The 2,334-nt window shown below is 50.2% G+C and carries 2 protein-coding genes; one reads left to right on the plus strand and one right to left on the minus strand.

What is annotated here, in order from left to right:
* Nucleotides 1-1,010: phosphoethanolamine transferase (locus ACVBEF_RS09735; RefSeq protein ID WP_447123741.1), on the plus strand; the 1,010-nt coding region annotated here is incomplete at its 5' end.
* 76 nt (nt 1,011-1,086) lie between these two features.
* On the opposite strand, the gene ACVBEF_RS09740 is transcribed toward ACVBEF_RS09735, so the two are convergent.
* On the minus strand, nt 1,087-2,334 hold a 1,248-nt coding region (locus ACVBEF_RS09740), incomplete at its 5' end, for a DHA2 family efflux MFS transporter permease subunit (protein WP_447123742.1).

The raw sequence follows: 2,334 nt of genomic DNA on the forward strand, positions 1-2,334 counted from the left end.
TCTATGCCGAGTACCACGGACAAGCACGAATCGATGTCATCGGAGAGTCGGCGAATCGCGACAACTGGTCTTTGTATGGTTATCAGAGGAAGACGACCCCCAAACTTGATGCCATACGAAACGAGATTATCGTATTTCGCGACGTCATTTCCCCAGCTCCATCCACACAGGAATCGTTAAAAATGATGCTCACCCCGGCCACTCTTACGTACCCGGATCGTTGGCAGACGCATCCCAATGTGTTGATGTTGGCAAAGTCGGTGGGATATAAGGTTTTTTGGTTATCGAACCAGACGTACACGACCTATGCGGATAGTTTTGTCAACGTCATCACAGAAAATGCTGATGTGAAAACTTTTGCCAACTCAGGCGGCTACAACTCTTCGACGCATGATGGCGTGCTGCTGCCTCATGTGGCAGAGGCATTGTCTGATCCTGCCCCATTAAAATTAATTGTCGTGCATCTATTGGGACAGCATGGCGGTTATGCACATCGCTACCCACCCAATGCCGCAGTGTTTGACGCAAGCGATGATGAGGTTGCACAGAGCATGCGCAGTGCCGGTCGTTCTCAAGCCATCATAAAGAAACGCGATGAATACGATAATGCAACCCTTTATGGCGATCAGGTATTGGCAAACTTAATCGACCTGACCGCTACGGCAAGTAAAGATGTACCGACCGCGTTGCTCTATGTTTCAGATCACGGTCAGGAAGTTGGTCACAATCGTGACTTTAGCGGGCATGCCCCGCACGATGAGTCCGGTTATATCGTGCCTGCGTTGTTGTGGGTAAGTGCAGATAGCCCTTTGGAGGTTGACAAAGTCGAACTTGAAGCACGCCCTTACCAAACCGACAAGTTGGATGCCACTTTACTGGGGCTATTGAAAATAGCCAGTGAACACGACCAACCCCAATATGATTTGCTGGGAAGAGATTTTGTGCCATTCAACCGTACAATTAATGGTTATCCGTATCAGCCGGGGCAACCAGTTCAACCTGCATCCTAATTCGATCTGTGACAGGCGGCAAAAAAAAGAGGATGAGTAGCAATACTCATCCTCTTTTTTAGCAGATTACGACACCTTAATGCGCACCGCCACCATCAACCGGTCCACTTGATCGCGTCGGCTTGGTCAGCCAGACCAGCCCTACCAAAAACAAAAACAGTATCGCCGAGATCCAAAAAATATCGGTGGCACCTTTGGTACTGGCTTCAACCGTCATCAATCGATCGATCACCGCATATGCACCTTGCTGCGACATTCCTTGCGCAGTCAAACCATGCACGGCATCCACAAACGCCGGATTATGAGGGCCGCTATGCTCTGACAATTGCGAATAATGCAAAGCAGTGCGCCGATCCCAAAAGGTACTGGTCACAGAGGTGCCGATACCGCCAAACATAATCCGCACAAAGTTTGACAAACCTGCGGCAGCAGGAATCTTGTCGGGCGGTTGGCCCGACAAGATGATGGAGGTGAGTGGGATAAAGAACATCGCCATCGCCGCACCCTGAATCACGGTGGGAATCATCAACGTCATGGTGTCCACGTTTTGCGTAAATCCTGCACGCATGAAAAACACCAACGCGAAGATGAGGAATGCAGCCGAGGCTACCCAGCGGGCATCCACTTTGGGTAATAGTTTTCCGATCATCGGCGAGAGGATGATCGCGAAAATACCCACCGGCGCCATGACCTTGCCTGCTAGCGTTGCGGTGTATCCGAGCTGTGTTTGCAACCACAGCGGCAGAATAACCAAGCTACCGAAGAACAGTCCATAACCGATGGAAATAGCGATCACACCGCCGCTGAAATTACGGCTTTTGAAAAGCGATAAGTCAACAACCGGATGTTTGCTTCCCAGCTCCCAAATGACGAAATAAATGAAAGCAACTACGGCGATCGAAGTGAGAATCACAATCTGTCCAGAGTTGAACCAATCGAGCTCTTTCCCTTTATCGAGCATGATTTGCAAACAACCGACCCAGACCACCAACAACCCCAAACCAATAGCATCGATGGGCAGTTTGCGGGTGGCTGACTCGCGCGTTTTATAGATCGACCAGGTCGCCCAAGCGGCAAATATACCGATAGGAATATTGATGTAAAAAATCCATGGCCAGGTGTAATTGTCCGAAATCCAGCCGCCTAATAAGGGGCCCATGATCGGCGCAACGAGGGTTGTCATCCCCCAAAACGCCAGGGCCATTCCGCTTTTTGATGGCTTATAACTTCCCAGTAACAACGATTGCGATAAAGGAATCATGGGACCGGCAACCGCGCCTTGCAGCACCCGTGCAGCAATCAATACTTCCATGCTTGGCGCAAG

The sequence above is a fragment of the Glaciimonas sp. GG7 genome, assembly GCF_052976905.1.